The 581-nt window shown below is 63.3% G+C and carries 1 pseudogene; it reads right to left on the reverse strand.

Features of this window, described 5'->3' with window-relative positions:
• Nucleotides 1-581, reverse strand: a pseudogene (locus tag NW858_RS11945) (circadian clock protein KaiA); the annotation flags it as partial.

A 581-nucleotide genomic window follows, 5' to 3' on the forward strand; every position in this document is an offset into this window, starting at 1 on the left:
GGGTAAAGGTTGCGCAGCCGCCGCTTGAGGGCCGGCTGCTCGTCGGGGGGCAGGTGGCGGTAAACCAGCTCCGGATCCCGTTGGTAGTACACGCCGGCGTAGCCGAGGCGTTCCCGCAGCTTTTCCGCCAGCCGCCGCTGCTGCTGGTGCGTGTAGAGCAGGTAGGGCTGATCCTTGGGGTAAGGGTTTGCTGCAGGCAGGCTGCAGGTGGGAGCAATCTGGAGAAACAGGGCAATGGCTCGGTTGATCAGCAGCTCCAAGGGAGAGGGAGAAGCAGAAGGAGTGGCCTGGGATCCCTTTGGCGGCAACAGCTCTGACGGCGAGACGAGGCGAACCAGGGTGGCGTTGTGGTAGAAAAACCGCTCCCGCTTGAGCAGAGCTCTTGCCCCTGGAGGAACAGGGGGGGAGGATGGTTCACCGGAGCGGCTGGCGCCGCCTTCCGGTTTGAGCTCTTCCGACACAATGGCCACCACTGTCGGCAGCAACAGTCCCTGTTTGCAAAGCTGACAGTCCAACGCCTCCAGCTTGTCCAGCCGCGTCGCGTCCACCAGCAGCACTAGGCAGTCTGGATGGTTTTCCTC

It is taken from the genome of Synechococcus sp. H55.10, from assembly GCF_047502715.1.
Classification (GTDB): domain Bacteria; phylum Cyanobacteriota; class Cyanobacteriia; order Thermostichales; family Thermostichaceae; genus Thermostichus.